The following is a 15,626-nucleotide window of genomic DNA, read 5'->3' as shown; positions in this document are numbered from 1 at the left end:
GCGGCCCCGCGCGATTCGCCGGCTACAATCCACCCATGAACATCCGATCCTTCCAGGGGCACGAACCCGTGCTCGGCGAGCGCGTCTACGTCGACCCCGCCGCCACCGTCATCGGCCGCGTGGAGCTGGGCGACGACGTGTCGATCTGGCCCGGCTGCGTGGTCCGCGGCGACGTCAACTACATCCGCATCGGCGACCGCACCAACGTGCAGGACGGCACGGTCATCCACGTCAGCCATGATGGACCGTACACGCAACCGGGTGGGTTCCCGACCGAGATCGGGACCGACGTCACCATCGGGCACGGCGCGATCGTGCACGCCTGCCGCATCGGCAACTACTGCCTGATCGGCATGGGGGCGCGGATCCTGGACGGCGCGGTGATCGAGGACCACGCCTTCGTCGGTGCCGGCGCACTGGTGGCGCCGGGCAAGGTCGTGCGCAGTGGCGAGCTGTGGCTGGGAAATCCGGCGCGCATGGCGCGCAAGCTGTCGGATGCTGAGCTGGAGCAGCTGCGGTACAGCGCGGGGCATTACGTGCGGTTGAAGGATATGTACCTGGGGTAGGAGCGGCCCTCACCCCGGCCCTCTCCCGCAAGCGGGAGAGGGGGAAACGCGATGTCAGTCGGAGGCCAAGGGGAAGCCGAACTCCTTGCGTAGTTCCTCGTATACCTCGTCGGTATACGGGCGCTTGCCGTGCCAGATGCGGAAGCTGTCGGCGGCCTGCTCGACCAGCATGCCCAGGCCGTCGAACAGGCGGTCGGCGCCGGCGGCACGTGCCCAGGCCAGGAAGCCGACCGCGGCCCGGCCGTAGGACAGGTCCACCACGTCGGTGCGCGGGGTGAGCATCTTCCCCGGGAGCGCGACGGGATCGCCGTCGCCCGCGTCGTGACCCATCGAGGTGGCGTTGATGATCAGGTCGAACGGGCCGAGGTCGTCCATGTCTTCGTAGTAGCGCGGGTGCACGCGGGCCGGGTCGGCCAGCAGGTCGGCCAGCGCATCGGTGCGCGCGTCGGTGCGGTTGACGATGAACAGCGCCGAGATTCCCGCGTCCAGCAGCGCCGGTGCGACCCCGTGCGCGGCCCCGCCGGCGCCGATCAGCAGCACCTTGCGACCGCGCAGGTCCTGGCGGCGGCGCTCGGTCAGGTCGCGCACCAGGCCGCTGCCGTCGGTGTTGTGGCCGCGCCAGCCATCGCCGGTCCAGGCCATCGTGTTGACCACGCCGCAGCGCTGCGCGGTGGGACCCAGCTCGGTGCACAGCGCATGGGCGGCGCGCTTGTGCGGCAGGGTGACGTTGAGGCCGCGCCCTCCGTCGGCGGCGAAGGCGGCAACCCGGTCGGGCAGCTGCTCCGGCGGGCAGTCGATCGTGCCGTACTCCAGCGCGATCCCGAGCTGCCGCCCGAAGGCCTGGTGGATGCGCGGCGACAGCGAGTGGGCCACGGGGTGGCCGACGACGGCGTAGCGGTCTGCGGACATGGCGACTCCTGCGGTGGCGTGGCCGGGCCGGTCCCGGCCGTGACGCTGGCAGTCTAGGCCGGCGTGCGTGCAGTCGTCGTCCCCGAAGCGGTTGGCGGAATCGCGCCGCCGACGTACGCCGCCGCGCTCAGCCCTCGCGCAGCCAGCGCGCCGCGTCCATCGCGAAGTAGGTCAGCACCCCGTCGGCACCGGCGCGCTTGAACCCGAGCAGCGCCTCGAGCGTGCACTTGCGCTCGTCCAGCCAGCCGTTCTCGAAGGCGCCGCGCAGCATCGCGTACTCGCCGCTGACCTGGTAGGCGAAGGTCGGTACGCCGAACTCGTCCTTCACCCTGCGCACGATGTCCAGGTACGGCATGCCGGGCTTGACCATGACCATGTCCGCGCCTTCCTCCAGGTCGCGGGCGACCTCGTGCAGCGCCTCATCGGAATTGCCCGGGTCCATCTGGTAGGTGCGCTTGTCGGCCGCGCCCAATGCACTGGCCGAACCGACCGCGTCGCGGAACGGCCCGTAGAAGGCGCTGGCGTATTTGGCGCTGTAGGCCAGGATGCGGGTGTGGATGTGGCCGTCCTGCTCCAGCGCGCTGCGGATGGCGGCGATGCGCCCGTCCATCATGTCGCTGGGGGCGACCACGTCGGCGCCGGCCTCGGCGTGGGACAGCGCCTGCCTGACCAGCACCTCGACGGTTTCGTCGTTGAGCACGTAGCCGCTGTCGTCCACCAGCCCGTCCTGGCCGTGGCTGGTGTACGGATCCAGCGCGACGTCGGTGACGACGCCGAGTTCCGGGAAGCGCTCCTTGAGGGCACGGACCGCGCGCTGGCACAGGCCTTCCGGGTCCCAGGCCGCTTCGGCGGTGGCGGACTTCGCCTCCGGCGCGGTGACCGGGAACAGCGCCAGCGCGGGGATGCGCAATTCGCTCGCCTGCTCGGCGACCTTCAGCAGCTCGTCGATCGACAGCCGCTCGATGCCGGGCATCGACGGCACCGGGGCGCGCCCGGAAGGCTCGTGCACGAAGACCGGGTAGATCAGGTCGTCGGCGGTGAGGACCGACTCGCGCATCAGGCGGCGCGAGAACTCGTCGCGGCGCATCCGCCGCGGGCGGGAGAAGGGATGCGTGCTCATGGGGCGATTGTACGCCCCGGGCTCAGATGATCCCGCCGCCGATGGACAGCCGGAAGATGGCCACCACGATCACCACGGCGTTGAGCAGCAGGCCGGTCTTGGCCCGCCCGCGCTTGCCCGGCGAGGTCACCGCCATGCCGATGGCGCCGATGATGGCCCCGATGGCGGCGAACGGGATCAGGAACCAGTTCCCCCAGCCCAGGAACGGGATCAGGGCCAGGACCATCCACAGCAGCGACACGATGCCCCACAGCAGGCTGATCAGTCCCATCGGCGTTCCCTCACAAGGTCGGTGCGGCAAGCATAGCGCCAGCGGGCGCGGCCGGTTCAGCGCGGCGCGTCGTGGACGCCGTCGATCTCGATGCGCAGCTCGCGCCGGCATACCGCTGCATGCAGCAGCACGTAGGGGACCTCCGGGCCGAGCCGCTCGCGCAGCAGGGCGTCGGCGGTCGCGAGTGCGCCGGCATCGCGGATGTAGACCTTGAGCCGGGAGCCCGGGCCGAAGCCGGGAGGCAGCGAAGGCCGGTGCTCCCGGGCGGCGCCGATCAGGGCGCGGAAGTTCGCGAGGGTTTCATCCAGCTGGGTTTCCAGCGAATCCACGTGGCGCGATTCATGGCCGACGATGGCCGCGGTGCCGGACAGCAGCAGGGGCATGTCGCTGCCGTCGGGCGGCAGCATCGCCCGCGCGAAGCTGGGGGGCTGGGGTCCGTAGCGGCGCGGGTAGCGGTAGGCGCTGAGCTGGCGCGGGTTCTCCAGCGGCGTGCCGGGCGTGGTGGCCGCCAGCCAGTAGACCTGCAGGGTCCGGCGCCCGTCGAGCCGGCCGATCGCCGTGGCCGCCGGGAGCATCGCGGTGTCGAAGCGGCCCAGCCCGTCGGCCCGGCCGACGCAGAAGCGGCGGTAGCGCTCCGCATCGTCCTCGCCCAGGGTGATCGCGTCCAGGTAGTTCCACACGCGCAGCAGGTGCGGATGGCCGTGGCCGGCGACGAAGCCGAGCATGCGCCGGTAGGCGGCGGCCGCGGCCGCTTCCAGTCCACCGGCGCCCGCCTCGTCCAGTTCGATCGCGCCGAACTGCAGCCCGCCGCCCTCGGCCCAGCGCACGTCGCCGTCGCGTCCGTGCCGGACCGGGCCGGTGGTCCGCCAGACCTCGAGCGGAGCGGGGCCGTGGGGCTCCAGGCCGACGCGCAGGTAACGCGGGTCGTCCACCGCGGCCGCGCCCGGGCCGAAGCCCAGCACCGCCAGCACGTCCTCGCCGGCGAGCAGGGAACCAGGATCGGAGTGGGTGTAGTCGACCGCCAGGCGGTACCCGTTGCCCGGCATTGCGGCGCTGGCTCCAGGGCCGCGACTTGCTGCTTGGATCATCCGGCGATGATACGCGGCGCGGCAATGCCGGTCGCGTGGAGGCCTTGCGCCAGCGCGGGGTTTCGCTGATCGTTGGCGCGTTCGTCATTCCCCGGAAGCCGTACCGATGTCTGCACAGAGCCCTGCCGAGAACGAGCTGGCCCGCCTGCTGGTGGAGAGCCTCAACCTGGAGGAGGTCGAGCCCGGGGAGATCGAACCGGAGGCGCCGCTGTTCGGTGAAGGGCTGGGCCTGGACTCCATCGACGCGCTGGAACTGTCGCTGGCCATCAACAAGCACTATGGCGTCCAGCTGCGCTCGGACGGCGAGGCCAACCGCCGGATCTTCGCGTCCCTGCGCGCCCTTTCGGCGCACGTGGAGCAAAGCCGCGCGGCCTGATCCGGCCATGGGGCCGCTGTTGCCGCTGCGCCTGCTGCTGGCGGTCGCCTATCCGCTGCTTGCCCACGCCGCCAGCGTCCGGCATGACGCGGTGCTCGCCTCCCTGGCACTGCTGGACCTGGTGGTGGTGATGGCGCTGGTGCCGCTGGCGCGGGGCCGTCCGTGGGCCTGGATGCTGCTGTCTGCCAGCGCACTGTTCCTGTGGTCGGTGCGCGCGGGGCCGCTTCCGGAGCTGCTGCTGCTGTTCCCGCCGATGCTGTTCACCGGCGTGGTGGGCTGGTGGTTCGCCCGTTCGCTCGGCCAGGGCGGCACGCCGGTCATCATCCGGATCGTGGCGGCGCTGGAAGAGTGCCGGCCGGCGGACCTGCCCGCCGACGTGGCGCGCTACGCACGCCGGCTGACCGCGGCCTGGGCCGGCCTGCTGCTGGCGATGACCGCCGCCAGCCTGGCGCTGGCGCTGCTCGCGGAACCCGACGGCCTGCTGCTGCGGATGGGGTATGCCCCGCCGCTGCAGGTGTCGCGGGCGACCTGGTCCACGGTGGCCAACCTGCTCGACCACGGCCTGATCGCCGCCTTCTTCGTGGCCGAGTTTGTGTGGCGGCAGTTCCGCTTTCCGGACCGCCGGCAGGGGCCGGTCGCCTACGCGAGAGCGATGGCGCGGCTGGGACCGGCGTTCTGGCGCGGGCTGTTCCGCCAGGCGCGGTAGCGGGCTGGCTTATCCTTGCCGGTGCAAGCGGAGCGGTACGTGCCAGACACCTTCACCATCGCCGGAGACCACCCCTGCCTGCCCGGGCACTTCCCGGGCCGGCCCGTCGTGCCCGGCGTGGTGCTGCTGGAACAGGTGCTGGCCCGCATCGGCGCCGGGCACGGTCCACTGCGGCTGCCCAGGGTGAAGTTCGCCCGTCCCCTGCTGCCGGGCGAGCCGGCGCGCATCGAGCTGGACGGCGCGGCGCCGCGCTGGCGCTTCCGCGTGCTGCGCGGCGACGAGCTGCTGGCCAGCGGGGAAGTGCGCGCGGACGGTCTGGCATGAGCGCGGCCTGGAAGCACCGTCCCGAAGGCGGCGGCTGGTTGGCGCTCTGGTTGATCCGCGGGATCGCCCGGTACGGCGGCCGCGCGGTGTCCCGTGCGCTGCTGTTGCCGATCACCCTGTATTTCCTCGCCATGAGGGGCCCGGAGCGCCGGGCCTCGAGGACCTGGCTGCAACGGGTGACCGGCCGCCAGGCAGGCCTGTGGCAGGTCGCGCGGCACATCCATTGTTTTGCCAGCACGATCCTGGACCGGGTGTTCCTGCTTGGCGGGGAGCTGGATCGTTTCGACGTCCGGGTCCGGGGTGCCGACGCGCTGCACCGCCAGCTGGACCAGGGGCGTGGCGTGCTCATGTTCGGGTCGCACCTGGGCAGCTTCGAGGTGCTGCGGGTGCTTGCCCACAGCCGACCGGAGATGCGCCTGCGGGTGGTGCTCGACGTCGCCCACAACCCTGCGATCACGCTGCTGCTGGATGCGCTCAACCCGGAGGTGGCGCGTACCGTCATCGATGCCGGCCAGGACGGGCCCTCGGTCGCGCTGGCGATCCACGAGGCGCTGGAGGAGGGGGCCCTGGTCGCGCTGCTGGTCGACCGGGTCCACGAAGGGCAGGCCGGGATCGGCGCGGAGTTCCTGGGCCGGCCCGCGCCGTTCCCGCAGGCACCGTGGCTGATCGCCGCGGCGACCGGCGCACCGGTGGTGCTCGGCTTCGGGCTGTACCGTGGGGGCAGGTGCTACGAGGTGGTGTTCGAGCCGTTCAGCGACGGCATCCGCATGCGCAGGCAGGATCGGCGCGAAGCACTGGCGGCGCTGGTGTCCACCTACGCCGCGCGCCTGGAGCACCATGCGCGCGCGGCGCCGTACAACTGGTTCAACTTCTATGACTTCTGGCAGGACGATGAAGCACGCGACGACCGCATTCCCGCTGGCCCTGCTGCTGGCACTGGCGAGCACGTGGCCGGGCCTGGCCGGGGCTGAGCAGCGCCAGGACGAGGGTGTCGACGCCGGCTGGATCCTGGAGCGGCTGGTGCGTCCGGCGCCGTCGCGCACGCCCTTCGTCGAGCTCCGCCACTCGCGCCTGCTGAAGACGCCGCTGCGACTTTCGGGCGAGTACCGGCGGCCGGCCGCGGGGACCCTCGTCCGCGAGGTCCATTCGCCGTACCGGGAGACCACGACCCTGGAGGGCGGCGAGGCCGTGATCGAGCGCGAGGGGCGTGCGCCGAGGCGGGTGCAGCTCGACCGTGCGCCGGAGCTGGCGGGCCTGGGCGGGAGCTTCGAGGCGCTGCTGGCCGGTGACGGCCGCGCTCTGGAGCGCGAGTTCGAGCTGCGCGCCGAAGGCAGCCAGGCGCGCTGGACCCTGCACCTGGTGCCAAAGGACCCGGCGCTGCGGGAGCTGGGCCGCATCGCACTGCAGGGACGGGGCAGCGAGCTGCGTTGCATCGAGGCCATCGCGCCCGGCGGCGGCGAGCCCCAGCGCACGCTCCTCGCCGGCGCCGCGGTGGACGCGCACGACGTCGACGACGCACGGGCGCTCGCCGCGCTGTGCCACCCGCCCCGGCGATGAGCCACACCGCGCGCTGGGCGCTTGCCCTTGCCTGGATCGCGCTGCTGGTGCTCGCCGGCGCCTGGCTGTCGCGCAACCTGGAGGTTGCAGGCGACCTGCGCCGCTTCATGCCCGAGCCGCGCACCCCGGAGCAGAAGCTGCTGGTCGAGGGCGTCGGCGAAGGCCCGGGTTCGCGCCTGCTGCTGGTCGCGCTGGAGGGCGACGCCCCGGAAGTCCTTGCCGCGCAGTCGGCCGCACTGGCCGAGGCGCTCTCCGCCGACCCGCACTTCGCACTGGTCGCCAACGGCGGCACGGCGTCGCTGGAGCAGGTGCCCGACTCACTGCGGCCGTACCGATACCTGTTGTCGCCGACCCTGGACTCGCACGCGCTGGACGAGGCGTACCTGCGCAGCGAGCTGCAGGCGCGGCTGCAGGACCTGGGCTCCCCGGCCGGGCACCTGGTCGAGCCACTGCTGCCGGCGGACCCGACGCTGGAAGTGCTCGCACTGGCGGAACAGTGGCAGGGCGCCGCGTCCCCGCGCCGCCTGCACGGCGTGTGGTTCGACCACGCCGGCGAACGCGCGCTGCTGCTGGCGCAGACCGGCGCCGCCGGGTTCGATCCGGACGGGCAGGCCCGGGCGCTCGACGCCCTGCGGGCGGCCTTCGACCAGGCCCGGGGCGACTCGGCCGCCAGGTTGGTGGTGACCGGGCCGGGCGCATTCTCGGTCGAGGTGGGGGGGCACACCCGCGCGGAGGCCGCGCGCCTGGGCAGCCTGGATTCGGTCGCGTTCGTATTGCTGCTGCTGATCGCCTACCGCAGCTGGCGGGCGCCGCTGTTGGGCGCGTTGCCCCTGGTGAGCGGAGGACTGGCCGGTCTGGTGGCGGTGGTCGCCGGCTTCGAGGCGGTGCATGGCATCACCCTGGCGTTCGGCTTCACCCTGGTGGGGGTCGCACAGGACTACCCGATCCACCTTTTCAGCAACCAGCGGGCCGCCGCCTCGCCCTGGGACAGCGTGCGTGCGCTATGGCCGGCGCTTGCGGTGGGCGTGGTCGCGACCTGCATCGCCTACCTCGCGTTCTTCGCGGCCGGGGTGGAGGGGCTATCGCAGCTGGCCGTGTTCACGATCACCGGCCTGGCGGTGGCCGCGCTCTCGACGCGCTACGTGCTGCCGGCATTGCTGGACGACGGGCACGGGCGCGGGGCCTTCGCCGACCCGGCCGCCTCGCCGCGGATGCAGGCGCTCTGGATCCGCCTGCAGTCGCTGCCCAGGCTGGGCGTCACTGGTGCGATCGTGCTGGCGATCATCGCCGTCGGCGTGGTGTGGTGGCGGCCGGGGCCCTTCTGGCAAAACGACCTCTCGCGCCTGACCCCTGTGCCGGAGGCCTCGCTGCGCGCGGACGAAGAGCTGCGGCGCGAGCTGCGCGCGCCGGACGTGCGCCACCTCGCGGTGGTCCCGGGGACGGACGGCGAGGCGGTGCTGCAGGCGTCCGAGGCCCTGCTGCCGGTGCTGGAAGGGCTGCGGCGCGATGGCGTCCTGGCCGGCTATGACCTGGCGGCGCGCTACCTGCCGAGCGCCGCGACCCAGCGTGCCCGCCAGGCACGGCTGCCGGGGCCGGACCAGCTGGCGCGGGCGCTGGAGGCGGCCAGCACCGACACGCCGTTCCGGAGCGACGTCTTCGAGCCGTTCCTGGCCGACGTGGAGGCTGCGCGCACGGCGGAGCCGCTCACGCCGGGTGACCTGGCCGGCACGCCGCTTGCCGCGCCCGTGGAAGGCCTGCTGATGCCGAACGGCGAGGGAGCCATCGGCCTTGTTTCGCTCAGCGGCATCACCGACCCGCGCACGCTCGAGCTTGCGCTGGAGGCGAGCGGCGCGCGGCTGCTGGACCTGAAGTCGGCGTCGGAGTCGCTGGTGGTCGAGTACCGCAGCAGGCTGCTGTGGACGCTGCTGGCCGCCTTCGTGCTGCTGGCGCTGGTAGTGGCCGGCGCGCTGCGCTCGGGGTCGCGGGTGCTTCGCGTGCTGGCGCCGATGGTGCTGACCACCCTGGTGGTGGTGGCGCTCCTGCGGGCCCTGGGGGTGGAGCTCAACCTGTTCCATCTCGTCGCGTTGATCCTTGCCGCCGGACTGGGGCTCGACTACGCACTGTTCTTCGACCACGCGGGCGACTCGCGCGACGCCCAGGTGCGCACCCTGCATGCGGTGATCGTCTGCAGCCTCACCACCTTCCTGGTGTTCGCGGTGTTGGCCTCTTCGTCGATCCCGGTGCTGCGCGCGATCGGAAGCACGGTCGCACTGGGCGTCGCCGGGAACTTCGTCCTCTCGGTCCTCGTGTCCCGCCGGCCCGCGGCGGAGCCGCAACCACGAACAGGAGCGCCAGCATGAATGCACGCGTCGATGCGGCTGCAATCGAGGCCCTGGTCCCCCACGCGGGGTCGATGTCCTTGTGGGACGAGGTGCTGGACTGGAGCGGCGAGCGCATCGTGCTGCGCGCCTGGCGCCATCGCGACCCCGCCCACCCGCTGCGCTCCAACGGCCGCCTGCATGCCGTGCACCTGTGCGAGTACGGCGCCCAGGCCATGGCGGTCCATGGCGGCCTGCGCGCCTCGGCCGGCGGCGGCACCGCGCGCCCGGGCCTGCTCGTCGGCCTGCGCGCGGTCGAGCTGCACGTGGAACGCATCGACGATCTCCCCGGCGACCTGGAATGCGAGGCCGAACTGCTCATGGAGAGCCCCGCCGGCTGGCAATACCGCTTCACCCTGCGCCACGCCGGCACCCTGCTCGCCACCGGCGAATCCACCGTCATGCCGACCTGACCCACGACCACGCTGTTCCCGGTTCCCGGTTCCCGGTTCCCGGTTCCCGGTTCCCGGTTCCCCGTTCCCCGTTCCCCGTTCCCCGTTCCCCGTTCCCCGTTCCCCGAGCCAACGCCATGCCCATGCCCCACCCCAAGCGCGCCCTCGTCACCGGTGCCAGCGGCGACCTCGGCAGCGCCATCGCCAGCCGCCTGGCCGCCGATGGCATGCACGTGGTCGTGCACGCCAACAGCAACCTCGCCCGTGCGCAGGAACTCGTGGATGCCATCCACCACGAGGGCGGAAGTGCCGAAGCAGTGGCCTTCGATGTCACCGACGAGGCCGCCTCACTCCAGGCGATCGAGCGGCTGCTGGAGGACGGCCCGGTCCAGGTGGTGGTCAACAACGCCGGCATCCACGACGACGCGCCCATGGCCGGGATGCAGGCCGCGCAGTGGAAACGGGTGGTGGACGTGTCGCTGCACGGCTTCTTCAACGTGACCCAGCCGCTGCTGCTGCCGATGGCACGGGGACGCTGGGGGCGGGTGGTCAGCGTGTCGTCGGTGGCGGCGGTGCTGGGCAACCGCGGCCAGACCAACTACGCCGCGGCCAAGGCCGGCCTGCACGGGGCTTCGAAGTCGCTTGCGCGCGAGATGGCCAGTCGCGGCATCACCGTCAACGTGGTCGCGCCGGGCGTCATCGAGGGGCGGATGACCGCCGATGCGTTCCCCGCCGAAATGGTGAAGCAGCTGGTGCCCGCCGGCCGCGCGGGAAAGCCGGAGGAGGTCGCCGCGCTGGTGGCGTTCCTGTGCTCGGAAGAAGCCGCCTACATCAGCGGGCAGGTCATCGGCGTCAACGGCGGGATGGGCTGACCGGACGCATCCGGCAGGTTCACCCTGCAGTGTCGCGGGCGGCGCGATACTCGCCGCATCCGGCCCGGCGGACCGAGGAGACACTGATGAAACTGCGAGCGGCAATGGTGCTGTGCATGGCGCTGGTGGCGAGCGGGTGTGCCAGTACGTCCAAGGTGATGCTGGGGCCCGCGCGCCCGGCGATCTCGCCCGAGCAGGTGCAGGTCTACTACACCCCTCCACCCGGGCGGTACGACGAGATCGCACTCCTGGAAGCCTCCAGCGGTGGCTTCACCTACGGGGAGCAGAACAAGATGAACGCCGTGATCGGCAAGCTGCGGACCGCAGCCGCCGAACTCGGCGCGAACGGCGTGCTGTTCCAGGGCACCGCCCAGGGCTACAGCGGCAGCAGCATCGGCGTCGGAGTGGGCAGCGGGAGCTTCGGCGGGCGCAGTTACACCAGCGGCGGCGTCGGCGTGAACGTCAGCCCCAGCCCGAAGGTTGGTGCCGGCATCGCCATCTACGTCCACGAGCCGCAGCGTCCGGCCAACGCGCCGCCACCGGTCGACTGACCGGCGGCGCCCCGTCGCTCAGGCGACCGCCGCCTCGCTGGCGTACCACTGCGGCCCCAGCAACGGGGTCGCGGCGTCGGAGGCGGCCGTGATCCCGCGGTCGTCGATCCCGGGGTGTTGCGCCCTCGCGCGCGCCAGCAGCTCCGAGGCCAACCGGTCCATCAGCGCCACGTTGCCGCGGATCCGCGACACGAACGCGTCGTCGTCGAGCTCGTCGGAGAGCGCGCGGTTCAGCTCGCGGAACCACTCCATGCGGGACTGGTCCAGTTCGCGGCCGTCCAGCGGCCCGAGCGGGCCGGCGCCCCCGGCGCTGTTGCGGGCGCCCCAGTCGCGCAGCATCGCCTGCATCGCCCGGTTGAGCTCGCCCGCACGCTCCAGCGTCGGCCGCAGGCGGCCCAGCACCGGCAGCGCCGCCGTCCTGCCGCTGGTGTACAGCGGCGCCAGGATCGACCAGTAGTAGGTGTAGTCCCAGATCACCTTCAGCGGCATCACCAGCGCATCGCCGAACAGGGCGTACTGGTCCTGGTAGAGGCTCAGCGTGCTCTCGTAGAAGGAGAAGTACAGCTGCTGGTAGACGGCCGCGTGCGCACCGATGGGCTTGCCGGCGCGCTCGGCCGCCACCAGCTCGCAGATGTAGCCGTTGCTGATGGCGATGAAGTCGCTGCCGGGCGAGTAGAACGGGTCCAGGAACAGGCCCGCCTCCCCGGTCAGCGCCCAGCGGTCCGCCGAGAACACCTGCCTGCAGCCGTAGGAGAAGTGGCGCAGGAAGCGGAAGTCCTGCACCTCGTGGCGCCCGTCCTCCAGCACCGCGGCGACCCCGGGCTGGTGCGCGCGCAGCCACGCCATCGCCTTCCCGTGGGTGTTCATCGTCTCCAGCGGGTGCATCTTCGCGTCGCAGACGATGCCCAGGGAATGCGACCCGGAGGCGAGCGGGATCAGCCAGAACCAGTAGCCGGGGCCGCACATGTGGTTGGTCGACTGCCAGCGCCGGGGCGGCGTGCAGCGGCCGCGCCACGCGGGGTCGCTGGACCAGTCGTTGGGGTCGATGTGCCCCCGGACCCGCCACCAGGCGGCATTGGCATCGTGGTCGTTGGGCAGTGCCAGCCCGAGTTTGCGCTTGAGCAGTCCGGCGCGGCCGCTGGCGTCCACGACCCAGCGCGCCGCAAGGGCGTGGTCGGCTCCGTCGTGCTGGAAGCGGACTTCGTGCGGCTGGTCGCCTTCGGCGAGATCCACCCCGCGTACCGTCGCGCCGTCGAGGAACTCGACGCCCATCGAGCGCGCGTGCTCGCCGAGGAAGTTCTCGAACCGGCCCCGGTCCAGCTGCCAGGACGGTGTGGGCAGCAGCCGGCTGACGCCCAGCTCGGTGCAGCGGTCGAGCTGTTCGCGGCCCTCGCTGAAGAAGAAGCGGAAGCCGAACTTGCGGATCTGCGCCGCGTCCAGGTGCTCGCGCAGGCCGAGCACGTTGGCGAAGTAGTGGGCGCCGATCTCGACCGTCGACTCGCCGACCTTGAACGCGGCCTCGCGCACCGGGTGCCGGTTCCGCTCCAGCACCGTGACCCGGATGGACGGGTCGCGCTGCCGCAGCTGCAGGGCCAGGCAAAGTCCCGCAAGGCCTCCGCCGAGGATGGCGACGTCGGCACTGCGGGACGCGACGGTCATCTGCTGGTCGCCTCCCGCGGCGTGGCGGCGACGGCGAACTCACCGCTTGGGTCGTCGATCAGCGGCGGGTTGGCACGCGCGCTGCGCCACGCGTCCCAGATCCCCCCCTGGCGCAACACGGTGGCCACCACGTGGGTCGTGATGCGGGTGAAGTCGCGCAGCGGGCGGAAATGGCTCGCGCGGAACTGCGGCTCCTGGTCGGCGGCCGCCTCGGTGGCGTGCACGCAGGCATAGCGCGACTCGATCGGGACCGAAACACAGCGCATGCCCAGCTCGCGCGCCGCGGAGATGAGGATCTGCGATTCGAAGACGAAGTCCTCGCCGGGCAGGTCGCCAAGCGCGACCACCTCGGCGGGATACAGGCGCTGCCCGCTCTGGGTGTCGGCGATCTGGTAGCCGGTGCCCCAGGCGATGCCCCAGTCCCCGAAGGCGTTGGCCAGGCGCCGGTAGCGGGGCTGCTGCGAGCGCTTGCGCAGGCGCGCGCCGATCACGATGTGGCGCGGATAGCGCCGGGCCGCGTCCAGCATGCGGGGGATGTCCGCGGCCGAATGCTGTCCGTCGCCGTCCATGGTCAGCACGCCGGCGACGCCCTGCCGGAGTGCCTCGGCGAAACCGTCGCGCAGGCTGGCGCCCTTGCCGAGGCGCTCGCGGTGGCGCAGCAGCGTGATCGGGAGGTCCCGGATCTTCTCGACCGTGTCGTCGTCGGAACCGTCGTCGACGACGATGACGTTGCGGCATTCGGCCAGCGCGCCCTGCACGACCTCCCGGATGCGCAGTGATTCGTTCAGTGCGGGGATCACCACCGCGATGGAGTCACGATTCATGCGCGGCACCTTGCATGGGCTGGTGTTCAGCAAGGGTGATTTCCAGGCTGCGGCCCGTGCCCGGATCCAGCGAGGCATGCGGCGAACCGCAGGCAAGGGCATCGAACAGGGGCAGCATCGGCGCGCTGGCGTTACCCCGGGCATGCCGTGCCAGCGGCCCCGGCCCGGCGGCGCCTCCCCGCACCGCTTCCACTACGCGGACCTGCATCACCGTCGCACCTGGGCGAGGGTCGCGGCCGAGCACCATCGCGCCGCCCAACAGGCCCGTGCTGCGTACCACCGCGCCCAGCGGCCCGACCGCGGCACCGTCGTAGCCCACCAGCAGCACGGCCTCCGTGCCGCCCGCCAGCTGTGCCAGCGCCTCCAGCAGTCCCTGCGCGAAGCTCGCGTCCCCCGCGCTCAACGCAGTGGCCGGATGCATCGCGCCGGTGCCGATCGTCCAGTAACCGGCGGCCGCGTTGTGCACGGAGTTGTGGAAGCGGGTGGGCGATATCGTGGCCGGATCGTCGGCGAGCGTCGCGCACATGTAGTCCGCGATCACCAGGTCGCCCTGGCTGGACGCGAACACCGACGGCAGGCTGGCTGCGTCGCGGCCCGAGGCCTGGCAGGCGGCGAGCGCGACCTCGAGTGCGACCGCGACGGTCTCCGGTGCGCGGCGGCGCTCGTTTGCGGCGAGCAGCCGGGGAGAAGGCTTGCGCGGACCGTCCGCGTCGATCGCCCCGCCTCGTGCGAAGGCGCACGCGGCCTCCCAGGTCGGCAGTCCCGGCGCCCAGAACCCGACCCCTTCCACGGTGCAGGCGAGCACCGTCATCGGCCGAACACCAGCGAGCAGTTGTTTCCGCCGAAGCCGAATGAATTGTTCATTGCGAAGTCGATCCGTGTGTTGGCCGCCTCCGTGCGTACCTGCGGACCGCAGGCCGGGTCGGGCGTGTCGCAGCCGAGAGTGCCGGGCAGGAAGCCTTCGCGCAGCGCGAGCAGCGCGACCACCGATTCCACGATCCCGGCCGCGCCGAGGGTGTGCCCGGTCCAGGCCTTGGTCGAGGAGGCGTGCACGGTACCGGGGAACATCGCCGCCACCGCGGCCGCCTCGACGCGATCGTTGGCAGGCGTCGCGGTGCCGTGCAGGTTGAGGTAGTCCAGGTCGGCCGCGTCGATGCCGGCCCGCGCCAGTGCGTCGCGCATCGCCAGGCGCGCACCGGCGCCTTCCGGATGCGGATGCGACATGTGGTGCGCATCACTGGACTCGCCATAGCCGCGCAGCTTCAGTGAGTCGTCGCCGGGCCTGGCACGTTCGAGCAGGGCGAATCCGCCGGCCTCGCCAAGGGACAGGCCGTTGCGCTCGGCATCGAAGGGGCGGCAGCGCTCGCGCGCCACCAGCTGCAAAGAGTTGAAGCCGTACAGGACGCTGCCGCACAGCGTGTCGACGCCGCCGACCAGGACCGCGTCGGCCAGCCCCGCGTGCAGCAGCCGCGCGCCCTGCGCAAACACCTTGGCACTCGACGAGCACGCGGTCGCGACCGTCATGCATGGTCCCTGCAGCCCCGTCGCCTCCTGGACGAAGGCGCCCAGCGCGTGGACGGTATGGACCGCGCGGCGCGCCAGGTCGGGCGGGAAGGACGGCGTGCCGTCCGGACCGGGTTCGAGGCGCGTGTACGCCTCCTCGGTGGCACCGATGGCCGAGGTGGAGGTGCCCACGACGATTGCCACGCGTGCGGCGCCATGGCGGCGGGTGGCGGCCTCGATCTCCCCGGCCAGGCCATCCGCCTGCAGCGCCATCCAGGCGAGCCGGTTGTTGCGGCATTCCCAGTGCGCCAGGTGCGCCGGCAGCGGCGCGTCCTCGAGTCCTTCCACACGTCCGATCCAGCAGGGAAGCGGGGCGCCGTCCACCAGCGGGCCGAAGTCGTTGGGGCGCAGTCCGGTGCGGCCGGAACGCAGGCCCGCCAACTGCGCGGCGGCGCCCGTCCCCATCGCGGTGGTCGCGGTCCAGGCGCGCACAGCGACGGGTTCCATCGCGGCCGGCAACGGGGACCGGA

The 15,626-nt window shown here is 72.3% G+C and carries 18 protein-coding genes; 10 read left to right on the top strand and 8 right to left on the bottom strand.

The features are described from left to right. Positions 1–35: 35 nt before the first annotated feature. The gene (locus tag G545_RS0107500) at positions 36–566 is read left to right on the top strand and encodes a gamma carbonic anhydrase family protein (RefSeq protein ID WP_027069844.1); all 531 of its coding nucleotides are present in this window, start codon (positions 36–38) and stop codon (positions 564–566) included. Between the two features lie 54 nt (positions 567–620). Here G545_RS0107500 and aroE read toward each other — a convergent pair whose 3' ends face one another. The 4 genes from aroE to G545_RS0107480 form a co-directional block, all read right to left on the bottom strand. After that, positions 621–1,475 (bottom strand): shikimate dehydrogenase, encoded by an 855-nt coding sequence (gene aroE, locus G545_RS0107495; RefSeq protein ID WP_027069843.1) that lies wholly within the window; start codon positions 1,473–1,475, stop codon positions 621–623. A 127-nt stretch (positions 1,476–1,602) separates the two neighbouring features. After that, on the bottom strand, positions 1,603–2,595 hold the full coding sequence (gene hemB, locus G545_RS0107490; RefSeq protein WP_027069842.1) for a porphobilinogen synthase: 993 nt from the start codon (positions 2,593–2,595) through the stop codon (positions 1,603–1,605). 22 nt (positions 2,596–2,617) lie between these two features. Continuing rightward, positions 2,618–2,866, bottom strand: a complete 249-nt coding sequence (locus G545_RS0107485) for a membrane protein (protein WP_036137738.1) — start codon at positions 2,864–2,866, stop codon at positions 2,618–2,620. 56 nt (positions 2,867–2,922) lie between these two features. Beyond that, positions 2,923–3,912, bottom strand: coding sequence for a chorismate transformation enzyme, FkbO/Hyg5 family (locus G545_RS0107480; protein ID WP_027069840.1), 990 nt, complete (start codon positions 3,910–3,912; stop codon positions 2,923–2,925). A 148-nt stretch (positions 3,913–4,060) separates the two neighbouring features. On the opposite strand from G545_RS0107480, the gene G545_RS0107475 reads away from it, so the two are divergent. The 9 genes from G545_RS0107475 (at position 4,061) to G545_RS0107435 (ending at position 11,110) form a co-directional block, all read left to right on the top strand. Next, positions 4,061–4,330: a phosphopantetheine-binding protein gene (locus tag G545_RS0107475; RefSeq protein WP_027069839.1), complete on the top strand. Its 270-nt coding sequence runs from the start codon at positions 4,061–4,063 to the stop codon at positions 4,328–4,330. 7 nt (positions 4,331–4,337) lie between these two features. Then, the gene (locus tag G545_RS0107470) at positions 4,338–5,036 is read left to right on the top strand and encodes a COG4648 family protein (RefSeq protein ID WP_052106840.1); all 699 of its coding nucleotides are present in this window, start codon (positions 4,338–4,340) and stop codon (positions 5,034–5,036) included. Between the two features lie 39 nt (positions 5,037–5,075). Further along, complete coding sequence (locus G545_RS0107465; RefSeq protein WP_036137746.1) at positions 5,076–5,360, top strand: dehydratase; 285 nt, start codon at positions 5,076–5,078, stop codon at positions 5,358–5,360. Continuing rightward, positions 5,357–6,331 (top strand): LpxL/LpxP family acyltransferase, encoded by a 975-nt coding sequence (locus tag G545_RS0107460; protein ID WP_027069836.1) that lies wholly within the window; start codon positions 5,357–5,359, stop codon positions 6,329–6,331. The genes G545_RS0107465 and G545_RS0107460 overlap by 4 nt, the downstream gene beginning before the upstream one ends. Next, positions 6,252–6,917 carry a LolA-related protein gene (locus tag G545_RS0107455; protein ID WP_244874619.1) on the top strand — a complete coding sequence of 222 codons (666 nt, stop codon included), beginning with the start codon at positions 6,252–6,254 and terminating at the stop codon, positions 6,915–6,917. Before G545_RS0107460 ends, G545_RS0107455 begins: the two co-directional genes overlap by 80 nt. After that, complete coding sequence (locus G545_RS0107450; protein WP_027069834.1) at positions 6,914–9,277, top strand: MMPL family transporter; 2,364 nt, start codon at positions 6,914–6,916, stop codon at positions 9,275–9,277. The genes G545_RS0107455 and G545_RS0107450 overlap by 4 nt, the downstream gene beginning before the upstream one ends. Continuing rightward, entirely contained in the window at positions 9,274–9,708 is a 435-nt protein-coding gene (locus tag G545_RS0107445; protein WP_027069833.1) for a phosphotransferase, read from the top strand. The genes G545_RS0107450 and G545_RS0107445 overlap by 4 nt, the downstream gene beginning before the upstream one ends. Positions 9,709–9,830: 122 nt before the next feature. Beyond that, positions 9,831–10,559 (top strand): 3-oxoacyl-ACP reductase FabG, encoded by a 729-nt coding sequence (fabG, locus tag G545_RS0107440; RefSeq protein ID WP_231553166.1) that lies wholly within the window; start codon positions 9,831–9,833, stop codon positions 10,557–10,559. 86 nt (positions 10,560–10,645) lie between these two features. Continuing rightward, positions 10,646–11,110 (top strand): hypothetical protein, encoded by a 465-nt coding sequence (locus G545_RS0107435; protein WP_027069831.1) that lies wholly within the window; start codon positions 10,646–10,648, stop codon positions 11,108–11,110. Between the two features lie 18 nt (positions 11,111–11,128). On the opposite strand, the gene G545_RS0107430 is transcribed toward G545_RS0107435, so the two are convergent. Genes G545_RS0107430 through G545_RS0107415 form a run of 4 tightly spaced genes read right to left on the bottom strand, consistent with a single transcriptional unit; the run spans position 11,129 to position 15,603 of the window. Continuing rightward, positions 11,129–12,769 (bottom strand): NAD(P)/FAD-dependent oxidoreductase, encoded by a 1,641-nt coding sequence (locus G545_RS0107430; protein ID WP_027069830.1) that lies wholly within the window; start codon positions 12,767–12,769, stop codon positions 11,129–11,131. After that, the gene (locus tag G545_RS0107425; protein ID WP_027069829.1) at positions 12,766–13,593 is read right to left on the bottom strand and encodes a glycosyltransferase family 2 protein; all 828 of its coding nucleotides are present in this window, start codon (positions 13,591–13,593) and stop codon (positions 12,766–12,768) included. Before G545_RS0107425 ends, G545_RS0107430 begins: the two co-directional genes overlap by 4 nt. Beyond that, positions 13,583–14,404 (bottom strand): beta-ketoacyl synthase chain length factor, encoded by an 822-nt coding sequence (locus G545_RS0107420; protein ID WP_407059630.1) that lies wholly within the window; start codon positions 14,402–14,404, stop codon positions 13,583–13,585. Before G545_RS0107420 ends, G545_RS0107425 begins: the two co-directional genes overlap by 11 nt. Then, the gene (locus G545_RS0107415; protein WP_027069827.1) at positions 14,401–15,603 is read right to left on the bottom strand and encodes a beta-ketoacyl-[acyl-carrier-protein] synthase family protein; all 1,203 of its coding nucleotides are present in this window, start codon (positions 15,601–15,603) and stop codon (positions 14,401–14,403) included. Before G545_RS0107415 ends, G545_RS0107420 begins: the two co-directional genes overlap by 4 nt. Between the last annotated feature and the right edge of the window lie 23 nt (positions 15,604–15,626).

The sequence above is a fragment of the Lysobacter defluvii IMMIB APB-9 = DSM 18482 genome, from assembly GCF_000423325.1.
GTDB classification, from domain to species: domain Bacteria; phylum Pseudomonadota; class Gammaproteobacteria; order Xanthomonadales; family Xanthomonadaceae; genus Novilysobacter; species Novilysobacter defluvii.
Note: the sequence above shows the minus strand (reverse complement) of the source record. Positions and strands in the feature narration are given on the sequence as shown.